Here is a 12457-nt window from a genome sequence, read left to right on the forward strand (position 1 = left end):
CGTTCACCGGAAAGGCGGGCTGTAGAGCAGCCCCCCCTTGCTCCAGAGCGAGTTCAGGCCGCGATCGAGCTTGATCGGGCTGCCCGACCCGAGGTTGCGCTCGTAGAGCTCGCCATAATTGCCCGTTGCCGCGATGACCTTGACGGCCCAGTCCTGCTCCATCCCGAGCATCTTGCCGAATTCGCCCGTCTTGCCGAGCATGCGCTGGACTTCCGGGTTGGTCGAACTCGCCGCCTGCTCGGCGACATTCGCCTTCGTCACGCCGAATTCCTCGGCGGCGATGATGATGTTGAGGGTCCAGGCCACGATGTCGCGGAAGCGCGCGTCATCCTGCCGGAGCGTCGGCCCGAGCGGCTCCTTCGAGAAGACGTCCGGCAGGATCACCCAGTCATCGGGGTTCTTCATCGCCGTTCGGCTCGCCGCAAGGCCGCCGCGCTCGTTGGAATAGGCGTCGCACCGGCCCGACTCCAGACTCTGCTGGTTCTGTTCACGCGTCGAACCGGTGATGACGGTGTACTTCATGCCGTTGGAGCGGAAGTAGTCGGCGAGGTTCAGCTCCGACGTCGTGCCGGCCGAGACGCAGATCGACGCGCCGTTCAGGTCCTTGCCGCTCTTGGCGCCGAGCTTCTTCGCGACCATGAAACCCTGGCCGTCATACATGTAGACGCCGGCCCAATCGAGGTTGAGCGAGGCGTCGCGCGAGTAGCTCCATGTCGCCGTGCGCGCCAGGATGTCGGCGGCGCCGGACTGCAGCGTCGTGAAGGCGACCCGGAATTCGAGTGGGACGAACTTCACCTTGCTGGCGTCACCGAGGATCGCAGCAGCCAGGCCCCGGCAGAATTCAACCTCCATACCCTTCCAGTTGCCTTGGTTGTCCAGTGTCGACATGCCTGTCGAGACGCCGGTCGAGACGCCGCAGAGCAGCTCGCCCCGCGCCCTGATGGCCTTGACGGTGTCGCCCTCGGCAGCTTCCGCCGGGAGGGCGGCCGCGCCGGCAAGAGCAAGCGCGGCCAGAATGATGCTCTTCATGACAATCCCCTCTGTTGCGGGACGAGCGGCTTGCGTAGGTCAGACGACCTCGTGCCGCTTTCTGCCCCCGGATTTCACTCAGGCTGCGACGGGCGCGGCGCTTGGCGTGTAGCCAGCGTCGGTCACGATCGCCTTGATGGCGGCATAGTCGCCGAAGCCCGTCACGTTCACGAGCTTGGAGGCCGGATCGGCATCGACGGTCGTGCCAGGCAGGGTCGTCTCGATCGCCTTCTTGATCGTGCCGGCGCAATGGCCGCAGGTCATGTCGTCTACGCGGAAATTGAGCCCGCTTGCCGATGGGGTAGCGACGGTTTCGGATGTGGAATTGGAATGTTGCTGGCACGAGCACATGGCTGAAGCCTCCTGTTGATGTGCGGGTGAGAAGGAGGCTGCGGCTTTCCACAGTGGTAAGGTCAAGAGGCTTTTTTCGCCGCCTCGGCGCGTCCGAAGAATTTTTCTTCGAACGCTCCGATAGCGCTTGACCTTACCATTATGGGAAGCACCATATCCCTTGCCATCACAGTTCGGAGACACGTCATGTCGACTGCAACGATGGCCAGAAACCCGGCCTCACACGGCATTCAGTTGGATTTTCCTGTCGAAGGAATGAGCTGCGCCTCATGCGTCGGCCGCGTGGAGCGGGCGATCGCAGGGGTCGAGGGCGTCGGTGGCGTCTCGGTGAACCTGGCGACGCAGCGGGCGCACGTCGCCCTCTCGTCCGGCAGGGTCGAGACGGCGGCCATTGACGCGGCCATCCGCAAGGTGGGCTACGAGCCGAGGGAGAGCGTCGTCGAGTTGAGTGTCTCCGGCATGACCTGCGCCTCCTGCGTCGGGCGAGTCGAGCGTGCGCTCAAGGCGGTGCCAGGCGTCCTCGACGCAGCCGTCAATCTGGCGACCTCGCGTGCATCCGTGCGCGTGCTGGGCGGGCCGGAGATGGCGCCCTCGCTCGTCGAGGCAGTCTCCGCCGCCGGCTACGAGGCCGAACCGATCCGGAATGCGGTCGATACAGCCGACCGCGAACGTCAGGCCCGGGAAACCGAACTCTCGGGGTTGCGCCGTGACGTCGTCCTGGCGGCGATCGCCACCCTGCCGCTGCTCGTCTTCGAGATGGGCATGCACATGTCCGAGACGCTGCACCATTTTCTTGCCGGCCGGATCGGCGAGTTCAACATCAAGGTGCTGTCGTTCCTGCTCGCCGGCTTCGTGATGGCGGTGCCCGGCCAGCGCTTCATCCGCAAGGGGTGGCCGGCGCTGCTGCGTGGCGCTCCGGACATGAACTCGCTGGTGGCGCTCGGCACGACCGCGGCCTTCCTCTATTCGAGCGTAGCGACCTTCATGCCCGGCCTGTTGCCGGACGGGACCGAATACACCTATTTCGAGGCGAGCGCGGTGATCGTGACCCTGATCCTGATCGGGCGCTGGATCGAGGCGCGCGCCAAGGGTTCGACGAGCGAGGCGATCCGCCGGCTGATGTCGCTCCAGGCCAAGACGGCGCGCGTGCTGCGCGACGGCAGCGAGGCCGACGTGGCTATCGAGACGGTGATCGTCGGCGACGTCGTCATCGTGCGGCCGGGCGAACGCATCCCCGTCGATGGCGAGGTCGTCTCCGGATCGTCTTATGTCGACGAGGCGATGATCACCGGCGAGCCGATCCCGGCCCGCAAGCAGGCTGGCTCTGCCGTCACCGGCGGGACGGTCAACGGCACGGGCTCGTTCCGCTTCAGCGCTCGCAAGGTCGGGGCCGACACTTTGCTCGCGCAGATCGTCGCGACCGTCGAGGCGGCGCAGGGCGCAAAGCTGCCGATCCAGGCGGTCGTTGACAGGGTGACGATGTGGTTCGTGCCCGCCGTGATCGGGCTTTCTCTGCTCACCTTCGCGATCTGGCTGATCTTCGGCCCGAGCCCGGCGCTGTCCTACGCGCTCGTTAACGCTGTCGCCGTGCTGATCATCGCCTGCCCATGCGCGATGGGCCTGGCGACGCCGACCTCGATCATGGTCGGCACCGGCAAGGGCGCCGAGCTCGGCATCCTGTTTCGGCAGGGGCAAGCGCTGCAGAGCCTCAAGGACTCAAAGGTCATCGCGCTCGACAAGACGGGCACGCTGACGAAGGGCCGGCCGGAACTGACCGACATCGCGGTGACGGACGGGTTCGCGGAGGACGAGGTGCTGCGCCTCGTGGCCACGGTTGAAACCCTCTCGGAGCATCCCGTGGCCGAGGCGATCGTCGCCGGTGCGAGGCAGCGCGGACTGATGCTGGCCGAGCCGACGGACTTCTCCAGCGAGCCCGGATTCGGGGCGGCGGCGCGTGTCGATGGCCGTCGCGTCGAGGTCGGCGCCGATCGGCTGATGCGTCGTCTTGGTCTCGATCTTTCGCCCTTCGCCAAGCAGGCCGCGCAACTTGGCGACGCCGGCAAGACGCCGCTCTTTGCTGCGATCGACGGCCGGCTCGCGGCCATCATCGCGGTCGCTGATCCCGTGAAGGAGACGACGCCCGCCGCCATCGCCGCGCTGCATGGCCTCGGCCTGCGCGTCGTCATGATCACCGGCGACAACGAGCGCACGGCCAAGGCGATCGCGGCCCGGCTTGGAATCGACGAGGTCGTGGCCGAGGTGCTGCCCACCGGCAAGGCCGAGGTAGTCAAGTTGCTGCAGGTCGGCGGTGTCCGCGTCGCCTTCGTCGGTGACGGGATCAACGATGCGCCGGCGCTGGCGCAGGCCGATGTCGGCATCGCGATCGGCACCGGCACTGACATCGCGATCGAGAGCGCCGACGTCGTGCTCATGTCCGGCGATCTCTCCGGCGTCGCCACGGCCATCGCGCTGTCGCAGGCCACGATCGCCAACATCCGCCAGAACCTCGTCTGGGCCTTCGGATACAACGTCGTGCTCATCCCCGTTGCAGCCGGTGCGCTGTATCCGGCCTTCGGCGTGCTGATGTCGCCGATGTTCGCCGGCCTCGCCATGGCGCTCTCCAGCGTCAGCGTGCTGGCGAATGCGCTGCGGCTGAAGCGCTTCGGCCGGCGGGCCCGGGTCGAACCGGAGCCCTCCCGCCCGGCGCAGCTCGCGCCCGCCGAATGAATCTGTTGCAGAACCAGGAGCTATCGACATGAACATCGGCCAGGCGGCGACGGCATCGGGCGTCACCGCGAAGATGATCCGCTACTACGAGAGCATCGGCCTGATCGAGCCGCCAATCCGCACCCAGGCTGGGTACCGGGTCTACACGGCCGAGGAGATCCACGAGCTTCGCTTCATCAAGCGGGCCCGCACGCTGGGCTTCTCGATCGAGGAGGCCCGCGAACTTCTGGCGCTGTGGCGCGACAAGAGCCGGGCCAGCGCCGACGTGAAGACGTTCGCGATGAAGCATGTCCGCGATCTAGAGACCAAGATCGACGAGCTTCAGGCCATGTCACGGACGCTCCGGCATCTGGCCCAGACCTGCCACGGCGACGACCGGCCCGAATGCCCGATCCTGGCCGATCTCGCGCTTCCCGACGCCCGCCAACCGCCTGCTGAGAAAAAGCGCGGCAAGGCGAAAACACACGCCGACTGCACATGCGACGAGGGCGACACGTTCAGCCGCCGGCATTGACCGGCAAGGCGATCGACACGTGAATCAGATCAACCGACTGGATATCGCCAGCTTGCGCGCGGACACACCCGGCACCGCTCATCGCATCCATCTCAACAACGCCGGCGCCAGCCTCATGCCAGCGCCGGTCATCGCGGCCATGAAGGATCACCTCGATCTTGAAGCGATGCGTGGCGGCTACGAGGCCGCCGACATGAGGGCAGAGGCCGTCTCGGCCGTCTATGCCTCCGTCGCCAGGCTGATCAATGCCGGCGATGACGAGATCGCGCTGACGGAAAACGCGACCGTCGCATGGCAGATGGCATTCTATGCGCAGCGCTTCCAGGCGGGCGATCGGATCCTGACCGCTCGCGCCGAGTACGCTGCAAATTATGTTGCTTTCCTCCAGATGGCGCGCCGAACCGGCGTCACGATCGAGGTCGTGCCCGACGACGAGACGGGTGCTCTCGATCCGGATGCTCTCGCAGCGATGATGGACGAGCGGGTCAAGCTCATCGCCATCACTTGGATCCCTACAAATGGCGGGCTGATCAATCCTGCTGCTGCGGTCGGGAAGATCGCGCGCCGTCATGGCGTGACCTACCTCCTTGACGCCTGCCAGGCGGTCGGTCAGCTCCCGATCGATGTCGAAGAGATCGGTTGCGATCTGCTCGCCGCAACGGGACGCAAGTTCCTGCGCGGTCCGCGCGGCACGGGGTTCCTCTACGTCCGACGGGCGATGCTCGAGACACTCGAACCGGCGATGATCGACCACTTCGGCGCGCCCTGGGTTGGCGCCGACCGCTATGCGCTGAGGCCGGATGCGCGCCGGTTCGAGACATGGGAGAAGAACTACGCCGCAAGGCTTGGACTGGGCGCCGCGGTCGATTACGCGCTCGGTCTCGGCCTCGACGCCATCAGGGCTCGCTGCCTGCACCTCACCGACCATGTAAAAGCGGAACTCGAACGCTTGCCACGGGTGACACTGCACGATCTCGGACGTGATCGCGCTGCGATCGTAAGCTTCGCGGTCAGCGGTCTTGCCTCGGAAGCGATCCGGTCGGAGCTGACTCAACGGGCGATCAACGTCAGCGTCTCGAAGCCGAACAGCACGCTTCTCGACGCCAGCGCCCGGAATCTCCCGACCGTTCTGCGCGTGTCGCCGCACTATTACAATTCCGAGGATGAGATCGACCTGTTCGTGGACGCCTTGAACGACATCATTGCAAGCGGTTGACGCGGAGCTTGGTCGATCGACGGTCAGTGCTTGGGCGCACCGTGGCCGCCATGCCCTGACTCCGGCATCGGCGCGATTCGATTGCCGCCATAGCCGCGCAGGTGATCGTATCGCGCGATCTGCTCCGCCGACATCACCGCCGCAGTCTCGATATGGGCGACGAGATGGACCGCCCTCAGGGCTCCCTGCCTGACGCCGATCCGTTCCGTCAGCGCCTTGAGGCGCTGCGCGTCGATCTTGCGGGCGGCGAAGCCTGCGTCCAGTTCGCGTTCGAGGCCCAGAAGCTCTCCGCCAACCGCCTTCGCCTCGACGTTCATCCGCGCCTTGATCGACTCCAACGCTTGTCGCTGACGGCTTGACAGGCTGAGCAGGTCCGCAAGCTCGAGCGCGTGCATCGGCCCGGGATAGCGGTTGAGTTCGGCTGCCTTGGCGAGGCCCATGCCGCGGCCTTGCGCGAGATCGTCGAACTCCTTGGGCGACAGCGCCTTGATCGCCCGGCTCTGCTCGCCGGCATAGGAGCTGTGCGTCTGCCCCCATGCCGGCGCGGCCGACGCGAGGCCTGCCGAGATCAAAACGAGTATGGTGGTCAAGGCGAGGCGGCTCATCGGGGTTCTCCTTCGCGCCCAACCTGCCGGAGATCGTGACATCGCGACATGATCGAGATCATGTCAGGACAATGTGGCCGGTCTTCCGTGAAATCGTCCCCTGCGCCTCAAGTCGGGCCAGCGTCCGGTAGAACGCCTCGGGCGTCAGGCCAATCGCGACGGCGATGTCCCGCAGCGAGCCGTCAAAGGCGACCGTGCGTCCGTCTTCGCTGGCTTCCGCGACGAGGAAGGCGATCACCCGCTCGCGCGCCGAGCGGATGTCGCGCACCGTCAACCGCGCGCGGAGCGTCATCACCTGCCGGGCGAGATCGGCCGTCAGGTCGAGCCGTGCGGTCGCATCATCGCCCAGTAGCGCGAGGCTGGCGGCCTTGGGAAAGCACGCGACGACGGCTTCACTCAGGGCGATGGCGTCGCAATGGTAGCGCTCGGCGAAAAGTGAGGCCTCGGCGAAGCGCTCTTCCGGCCCAGCGGTGAACAGCGCCGTCTCACGGCCATCGCCGCCGAAGCGCACGAGCCTGACGCGTCCCGTGCGCACCATAAAGAAGCCGCGCGTTTCGTCCCCGGCCGCAAACAGCGTCTCGCCTGCGGCGAGATGTCGGATAATAGGAACGATTTCCGATAGCGGGCCCATGCTCAAGCCGCTCAGCCGCGCGTCGGCCAGGCAAGATGATTTCGGTCGATCACGAAGGCATGCCGATGCCGCCTGCCCGCACCCGCCAGATGCGGATGGTCGGCTTCGAGGCCGGGATGCTCGTGTTCGATCTCGTCGGGATCCCCCGCCGGCCAGACACGCAAGGCGATCGCCAGCGCCAGCCCGGCGATGATCGCCATCGCCACGAATGTCGCGGGCAAGCCGATCGTCGCGCCCAGCCAGCCCGCCGCCGGGTAGGTTATCAGCCAGCAGGCATGCGAGAGGGCGAATTGGGCGGCGAACAGCGCCGGCCGATCCTCCGGATGGGCAGAGCGCCGCAAAAGGCGACCCGACGGCGTCTGGGTCAGGCTGTAGGAGAAGCCGAGCGCGAACCAGAGCGGCAGCAGGACGGAAAAGCCGGGAACCAGCGTGCCCAGCATCAATAGGACCGGAAGCGCAGCGCCGGCAATCAACATCAGCCTGCGGTCGTCGAGGCGGTCGAGCAGGCGCGGCAGCGCGAAGGCGGCCGTCATCGAGCCCGCGCCGAACATCGCCAGCGCGAGCGCGGTCGCCTGCTGCGTCAGGCCATAGGTCGCCTGAACCAGAACCACCGTATTGACGATGACCATGGAGCCTGCCGCCGAGACGGCGAGGCTCAGCGCCAGCAGCCCGCGCAGCCGTGGCGTCGCGAGGTAAATCCGCAGGCCCCGCGTGGTGCGGTCGTAGACGCCACGCGGCTCGCCGGGCTTCGGGTTCGGCAGAATGACAGACACGACCAGCGCGGCCGAGGCGATGAAGCCGATGACCGTGCCGGCGAAGAGGTTGTGGAAGCTGATCACGGTCAGCAGCAGCGCCGCTAGCGCCGGGCTCAGCAGGCTCTCCAGATCGTAGGCCAGCCGCGAAAGCGAGAGTGCCCGGGTGTAGTCCTTCTCATCGGGCAGGATGTCGGGAATCGTCGCCTGGAAGGTCGGCGTGAAGGCGGCCGAGGCCGACTGCAGCACGAAGATCAGCATATAGACCTGCCAGATCTCCGTGACGAAAGGCAGCAGCAGCGCCGCGGCCGCGCGAACGAGATCGAGCCCCACCAGCATGCTCCGGCGCGGCAGGCACTCAGCGAAGGCGGACGCGATCGGCGCGACGCCGACATAGGCGATCATCTTGATGGCCAGCGCTGTGCCGAGCACGATGCCCGCATTCGCACCCGCGAGATCATACGCGAGAAGACCTAGCGCGACCGTCGCAAGGCCGGTGCCGACCAGCGCGATGACCTGCGCGAGAAAGAGGTGGCGATAGGTCCGGTTGGCGAGGATAGCCAGCATGGGGTGGGCCCTAAAGGTATTTCGCGATGGCCTTGAAGGCGTCGACCACCTCGCGCTGCTTATGCGGCAAGGGCCCGACGACTTCGTCGAGGCAGTGGTCGAGATGGTCCTGGATCAGGGTCTTCTTGGCCTGCCCGATCGCGCTCTCCACAGCCTGCAATTGCTGGGCGATGTCGAGGCAGGAACGACCGGCCTCGATCATCTCGATAACCTTGCGCAGGTGCCCGTCGGCCCGCTTCAGCCGCTTGACGATGGCGGGATGGGTCGCGTGGAGATGGCTCTCGGACATGGCTTTCCGTATCCTCCTGGGTAGGATACGTCAATGCGGTCACGTGACTCGTCGTTCGTCGTCTCCGGTCAAATTGTCGTCAAGAAGAAGGGCTCTACGCTCTGCCCATGTCGCGCCGCCGCCTTCGAGCCGGGTTCAGCCTCGTCATCGCCCTCGCGATGGCGCTCTGCATGACGCTCTCGGCTGCGCACGTCTCTGCCGGGCACAACGCCTACGCCATCGCGCAGGCCGAGGTCTTACGGCATGCGGAACTCGCCGCTTCGATCGCCGAGCACGGCCATGCCCATGAAGAGGGCGAGCCCGACGAGCGCTTGCCAGGCCATGTCCATGGGCACAATACCGCCGACCATGTCCACGAGACGGCGGATGTCGTCGGCCTGATCCAGCTCGGCACGCCGCGCTTCGTGCGGACCCCGATCCGGCACGAGCATCGGCGATCCGCCTCGGAGCGACCCGGCGGTCTGGAACGCCCGCCTCGATCCGCCGTCGCCTGAACTCAGCGCCGCGCTCGCGGCAGCCTTCAACGACGAACCATCGGATCAGTCATGCAACCACCTTCCACCGGAGGGCGGCGCCTGCTGCGACAAGCAGCCTTGCGCCTGCTCCTTTCCCTCGTACTGGCGATCGTCCTGGTTATGCCGGGCATCGATGCGGCGCTGGCCCACGCCGTAGCCGAGGGCGACAAGGGCTACATCAAGGAGATCACGGGGGTGAACCTGCTCCCGTTCGTCTATCTCGGCGCCAAGCACATGGTGACGGGCTACGACCACATCCTGTTCCTGTTCGGGGTGATCTTCTTCCTCTACCGCCTCAAGCACATCGCGCTCTATGTCAGCCTGTTCGCGATCGGCCACTCCACGACCATGCTGCTCGGCGTCTATTTCAACGTCGGGATCAACAGCTACCTCATCGACGCCATCATCGGGCTGTCGGTCGTCTACAAGGCGCTCGACAACATGGGCGCCTACCAGCGCTGGCTTGGCTTCCAACCGAACACCAAGGCGGCGACGCTGATCTTCGGCCTGTTCCATGGTTTTGGTCTCTCGACCAAAATACTGGAATACCAGATCTCCCCGGACGGGCTCATCCCGAACCTGCTCGCCTTCAATGTCGGCGTCGAACTCGGCCAGCTCACGGCGCTCGGCATGATCCTGATCGTCATGGGCTACTGGCGGCGCACGGCCAGCTTCTGGCGTCATGCCTACACCGCAAACGTCTGGATGCTCACCGCCGGCTTCGTGCTCGTCGGCTACCAGCTCACCGGCTATTTCGTTTCCTGAACCCCAAGGACACACGTCTCATGTACAACACCGACATCCCGACCCGCGCCGAACTGCCGACTAACGCCCAGCTTCTGCGCTCGACCGCCATCGCCATCGTCGCGGCGGCCGGCATCCTCGTGACCATCGTGCTGCCCGCCGAATACGCGATCGACCCCACCGGCGTCGGCCGCATGCTCAGGCTGACCGAGATGGGCGAGATCAAGACCCAGCTCGCAGCCGAAGCCGAGGCCGACCGCCTGAAGGACCTCTCCACGACGCCGATTCAACCGGCCCCCGCGACGCCGGCCCCGGACCAGCGCTCCGGCCTGCTGACCACGCTGGCCGGGCTCCTCGTCTCGCCTGCGCAGGCCGGCGAACGGCTCGATCTCGCCCAGGCCGAGAAGACCGACGAGACCGTGATCACGCTCGATCCGACCAAGGGGACCGAATACAAGCTCACCATGGTCAAGGGCGCAAAGGTCACCTTCGAGTGGAGCGTCAAGGACGGCGTCGTCAACTACGACATGCACGGCACGCCCGGCCCCGGCGCCAAGGAGAAGAGCTACAAGACCGGCCGCGCGGTAGCGGGCGATACCGGCGTGCTGACCGCCGAATTCGACGGCGGCCATGGCTGGTTCTGGCGCAACCGCGGCACGAAGCCGGTGACCATCATCCTGCGCACCAAAGGCGCCTATGCCGAGATCAAGCGCATGAGCTGACGAGGTTCCAGCCGGCCTGCGAGAACGCGGGTCGGCCGGCAGGCGCGAACCGAAAACAGCTCGCTTGGGCGCAGACCTAAAATCCGTCCCCGGAGCCGGTTCGCGCCGCGATCCGAGGCGCACAGCAGCCCGCCGCTGACGGCTGTCCATCGCTGGCGGCCTGAATCGGCGGACAGGGCACGTCGCCATAAGAGCAGAACACGCAGCAATCGCCTTCAAGCGGTCGCAGCAGTACTCCGCAGCTCTTGCATTCGTAGAAAAACCAGCAGGCGTCCGTCGGCATCGTCTCAGTCGCCTGATGGGCGCAGCGAGGACAAGTCAGAGTCGATTCAAGCTGCATGAGGATCACCGCGTCAGCTTGAGCAGGGCCGGCTCGATATAGGGCGACCAGACGAGCGCCAGCCCGACGACCAGAGAGCCGAAGCCGAGCAGTCCGATCGTGCGGCGGGATGTTCCTGGCTTGGCGCATGTGTCGCCATCACAGCTCGGCCTGCGCCTTCGCCAGAAGAAAAAAGCCCAGCCGAGAGCCAGCATACCCGCAGCGCCGGCAATAAGCAGCGGCCGGATATCGGCCAGGAAGGCAAGGCCGCTGAAGACCGCCCCCGTCGCTCCAAGTCCCGCGAGCGCGATCGGCAGCACGCAGCATGAGGATGCGACCAGCGCGCCGATCCCAACGACCGCGCCCGTCCCGGCCAGGAGGCGCGTGGATGGCGCCGGGAGAGGCTCCGTCGTGCTCGACTTTCCGAGTTCCGCGCTGAACATGAATGGTGCTCCGTTTCGATCCATGGCACTCTGCCTCCCGTAGCCACTACGGGATCAAGCCACATATGCTCACAAAGGCGCGAGGCATCGCCGCGGGACAGCTTGCACAAGCCGCAGGCGTCAATCTCGAGACGGTCCGCTACTATGAGACTATCGGGCTGATGCCCGCGCCGCCGCGCACGTCGGGCGGCCATCGCGTCTACGACGACGCCCATGTCAGGCGGCTGGCCTTCATTCGCCGAGGCCGCGAGCTGGGGTTCAGCATCGACGAGATTCGCGCCCTCCTGATCCTGAACGACCCCCGCCATGGCTCCTGCGCGGAGGTCAAGGACATCGCGTCGACGCACCTCACCGAGGTGCGTCGCAAGCTCGCAGACCTGACGAGGCTGGAGAGTATCCTCGCCGCATCCGTCGCGCGCTGCACCAGTGAGCCGCTCGCGCCATGTCCCGTGCTCGATATGCTCGGACCCGAAGCGTCGTCGCCTGACGCCGCCTTGAAGACGCTTGATCGCTCACTGGACGGGCTCAGACACGATCGGCGAACTGGCGACCGTGCCTGAATTGGCGCCGCCATCCGTCGGATGACGGCCGGACAGCCCAGCCGCCGCCGGCAGCCCCCAGCCCTTGACCAGCCCGTAGATCGCCGGGATCACCAACAGCGTCAGCACGGTCGAGGAGACCATGCCGCCGATCATCGGGGTGGCAATGCGCTGCATCACCTCCGAGCCCGTGCCGGTGTTCCAGAGGATCGGCAGCAGGCCCGCCATGATCGCGATCACGGTCATGATTTTTGGCCGAAGCCGCTCGACCGCGCCGAGCATGATCGCGTCGCGAAGATCGGCGCGGGTGAAGGCTCGTCCTTCCGCCGCGCAGCGCGCCCGCACCTCCTTCAGGGCCTGGTCGAGATAGATCAGCATGATCACGCCGGTCTCGGCAGCGACGCCGGCGAGCGCAATGAAGCCGACCGCAACGGCGACCGACATGTTGAAGCCGAGCCACCAGAGCAGCCAGATGCCGCCGACCAGCGCGAATG

The 12457-nt window shown here is 66.2% G+C and carries 16 protein-coding genes; 7 read left to right on the top strand and 9 right to left on the bottom strand.

What is annotated here, in order from left to right:
* Window positions 1-3: 3 nt before the first annotated feature.
* Together AE618_RS21445 and AE618_RS21450 are read right to left on the bottom strand one after the other, a co-directional pair.
* The gene (locus AE618_RS21445) at window positions 4-1029 is read right to left on the bottom strand and encodes an amino acid ABC transporter substrate-binding protein (RefSeq protein ID WP_054211115.1); all 1026 of its coding nucleotides are present in this window, start codon (window positions 1027-1029) and stop codon (window positions 4-6) included.
* 78 nt (window positions 1030-1107) lie between these two features.
* Window positions 1108-1380, bottom strand: a complete 273-nt coding sequence (locus AE618_RS21450) for a heavy-metal-associated domain-containing protein (RefSeq protein ID WP_054211116.1) — start codon at window positions 1378-1380, stop codon at window positions 1108-1110.
* Window positions 1381-1566: 186 nt separating this feature from the next.
* On the opposite strand from AE618_RS21450, the gene AE618_RS21455 reads away from it, so the two are divergent.
* Genes AE618_RS21455 through AE618_RS21465 form a run of 3 tightly spaced genes read left to right on the top strand, consistent with a single transcriptional unit; the run spans window position 1567 to window position 5837 of the window.
* Entirely contained in the window at window positions 1567-4107 is a 2541-nt protein-coding gene (locus AE618_RS21455; protein WP_052231999.1) for a heavy metal translocating P-type ATPase, read from the top strand.
* Between the two features lie 28 nt (window positions 4108-4135).
* Entirely contained in the window at window positions 4136-4621 is a 486-nt protein-coding gene (gene cueR / locus AE618_RS21460) for a Cu(I)-responsive transcriptional regulator (RefSeq protein ID WP_082365452.1), read from the top strand.
* Window positions 4622-4640: 19 nt separating this feature from the next.
* Entirely contained in the window at window positions 4641-5837 is a 1197-nt protein-coding gene (locus AE618_RS21465) for an aminotransferase class V-fold PLP-dependent enzyme (protein ID WP_054211117.1), read from the top strand.
* A gap of 23 nt (window positions 5838-5860) precedes the next feature.
* On the opposite strand, the gene AE618_RS21470 is transcribed toward AE618_RS21465, so the two are convergent.
* Genes AE618_RS21470 through AE618_RS21485 form a run of 4 tightly spaced genes read right to left on the bottom strand, consistent with a single transcriptional unit; the run spans window position 5861 to window position 8681 of the window.
* Window positions 5861-6442 carry a hypothetical protein gene (locus AE618_RS21470; protein ID WP_054211118.1) on the bottom strand — a complete coding sequence of 194 codons (582 nt, stop codon included), beginning with the start codon at window positions 6440-6442 and terminating at the stop codon, window positions 5861-5863.
* 58 nt (window positions 6443-6500) lie between these two features.
* Window positions 6501-7073, bottom strand: coding sequence for a Crp/Fnr family transcriptional regulator (locus AE618_RS21475; protein ID WP_082365453.1), 573 nt, complete (start codon window positions 7071-7073; stop codon window positions 6501-6503).
* An 11-nt stretch (window positions 7074-7084) separates the two neighbouring features.
* The gene (locus AE618_RS21480; protein WP_054211119.1) at window positions 7085-8392 is read right to left on the bottom strand and encodes an MFS transporter; all 1308 of its coding nucleotides are present in this window, start codon (window positions 8390-8392) and stop codon (window positions 7085-7087) included.
* 10 nt (window positions 8393-8402) lie between these two features.
* A complete protein-coding gene (locus tag AE618_RS21485) occupies window positions 8403-8681 on the bottom strand; it encodes a metal-sensing transcriptional repressor (protein WP_054211120.1) in 279 nt (92 codons plus the stop codon).
* Window positions 8682-8788: 107 nt separating this feature from the next.
* On the opposite strand from AE618_RS21485, the gene AE618_RS21490 reads away from it, so the two are divergent.
* From AE618_RS21490 to AE618_RS21500, 3 genes are read left to right on the top strand one after another with little or no spacing between them, the layout of a single operon-like run.
* A complete protein-coding gene (locus tag AE618_RS21490; RefSeq protein ID WP_054211121.1) occupies window positions 8789-9175 on the top strand; it encodes a hypothetical protein in 387 nt (128 codons plus the stop codon).
* Window positions 9176-9226: 51 nt separating this feature from the next.
* Window positions 9227-9961 carry a HupE/UreJ family protein gene (locus AE618_RS21495; RefSeq protein WP_054211122.1) on the top strand — a complete coding sequence of 245 codons (735 nt, stop codon included), beginning with the start codon at window positions 9227-9229 and terminating at the stop codon, window positions 9959-9961.
* Between the two features lie 20 nt (window positions 9962-9981).
* The gene (locus AE618_RS21500; RefSeq protein WP_054211123.1) at window positions 9982-10662 is read left to right on the top strand and encodes a hypothetical protein; all 681 of its coding nucleotides are present in this window, start codon (window positions 9982-9984) and stop codon (window positions 10660-10662) included.
* A 76-nt stretch (window positions 10663-10738) separates the two neighbouring features.
* Here AE618_RS21500 and AE618_RS28885 read toward each other — a convergent pair whose 3' ends face one another.
* Both AE618_RS28885 and AE618_RS21505 read right to left on the bottom strand, forming a co-directional pair.
* Window positions 10739-11002, bottom strand: a complete 264-nt coding sequence (locus AE618_RS28885; RefSeq protein WP_082365457.1) for a GDCCVxC domain-containing (seleno)protein — start codon at window positions 11000-11002, stop codon at window positions 10739-10741.
* Between the two features lie 5 nt (window positions 11003-11007).
* Window positions 11008-11424, bottom strand: a complete 417-nt coding sequence (locus AE618_RS21505; protein ID WP_054211124.1) for a mercuric transporter MerT family protein — start codon at window positions 11422-11424, stop codon at window positions 11008-11010.
* Window positions 11425-11426: 2 nt separating this feature from the next.
* Between AE618_RS21505 and AE618_RS21510 the strand changes: the two genes are divergently transcribed.
* Complete coding sequence (locus tag AE618_RS21510; protein ID WP_349236444.1) at window positions 11427-11984, top strand: MerR family transcriptional regulator; 558 nt, start codon at window positions 11427-11429, stop codon at window positions 11982-11984.
* Here AE618_RS21510 and AE618_RS21515 read toward each other — a convergent pair.
* Window positions 11937-12457: efflux RND transporter permease subunit (locus AE618_RS21515; RefSeq protein WP_054211125.1), on the bottom strand; the 521-nt coding region annotated here is incomplete at its 5' end. The two genes, AE618_RS21510 and AE618_RS21515, sit on opposite strands and share 48 nt — an antisense overlap.

The sequence above is a fragment of the Allobosea vaviloviae genome, from assembly GCF_001298265.1.
Lineage (GTDB): Bacteria > Pseudomonadota > Alphaproteobacteria > Rhizobiales > Beijerinckiaceae > Allobosea > Allobosea vaviloviae_B.

Excerpts from the sequence above, each read along its gene's own strand:
- AE618_RS21485 (WP_054211120.1), bottom strand. The coding sequence starts at position 8,681 with ATGTCCGAGAGCCATCTCCACGCGACCCATCCCGCCATCGTCAAGCGG.
- AE618_RS21455 (WP_052231999.1), top strand. The coding sequence starts at position 1,567 with ATGTCGACTGCAACGATGGCCAGAAACCCGGCCTCACACGGCATTCAG.
- AE618_RS21510 (WP_349236444.1), top strand. The coding sequence starts at position 11,427 with ATGGTGCTCCGTTTCGATCCATGGCACTCTGCCTCCCGTAGCCACTAC.
- AE618_RS21450 (WP_054211116.1), bottom strand. The coding sequence starts at position 1,380 with ATGTGCTCGTGCCAGCAACATTCCAATTCCACATCCGAAACCGTCGCT.
- AE618_RS21500 (WP_054211123.1), top strand. The coding sequence starts at position 9,982 with ATGTACAACACCGACATCCCGACCCGCGCCGAACTGCCGACTAACGCC.
- AE618_RS28885 (WP_082365457.1), bottom strand. The coding sequence starts at position 11,002 with ATGCAGCTTGAATCGACTCTGACTTGTCCTCGCTGCGCCCATCAGGCG.
- AE618_RS21445 (WP_054211115.1), bottom strand. The coding sequence starts at position 1,029 with ATGAAGAGCATCATTCTGGCCGCGCTTGCTCTTGCCGGCGCGGCCGCC.
- AE618_RS21490 (WP_054211121.1), top strand. The coding sequence starts at position 8,789 with ATGTCGCGCCGCCGCCTTCGAGCCGGGTTCAGCCTCGTCATCGCCCTC.
- AE618_RS21495 (WP_054211122.1), top strand. The coding sequence starts at position 9,227 with ATGCAACCACCTTCCACCGGAGGGCGGCGCCTGCTGCGACAAGCAGCC.
- AE618_RS21480 (WP_054211119.1), bottom strand. The coding sequence starts at position 8,392 with ATGCTGGCTATCCTCGCCAACCGGACCTATCGCCACCTCTTTCTCGCG.
- AE618_RS21475 (WP_082365453.1), bottom strand. The coding sequence starts at position 7,073 with ATGGGCCCGCTATCGGAAATCGTTCCTATTATCCGACATCTCGCCGCA.
- cueR (WP_082365452.1), top strand. The coding sequence starts at position 4,136 with ATGAACATCGGCCAGGCGGCGACGGCATCGGGCGTCACCGCGAAGATG.
- AE618_RS21505 (WP_054211124.1), bottom strand. The coding sequence starts at position 11,424 with ATGTTCAGCGCGGAACTCGGAAAGTCGAGCACGACGGAGCCTCTCCCG.
- AE618_RS21470 (WP_054211118.1), bottom strand. The coding sequence starts at position 6,442 with ATGAGCCGCCTCGCCTTGACCACCATACTCGTTTTGATCTCGGCAGGC.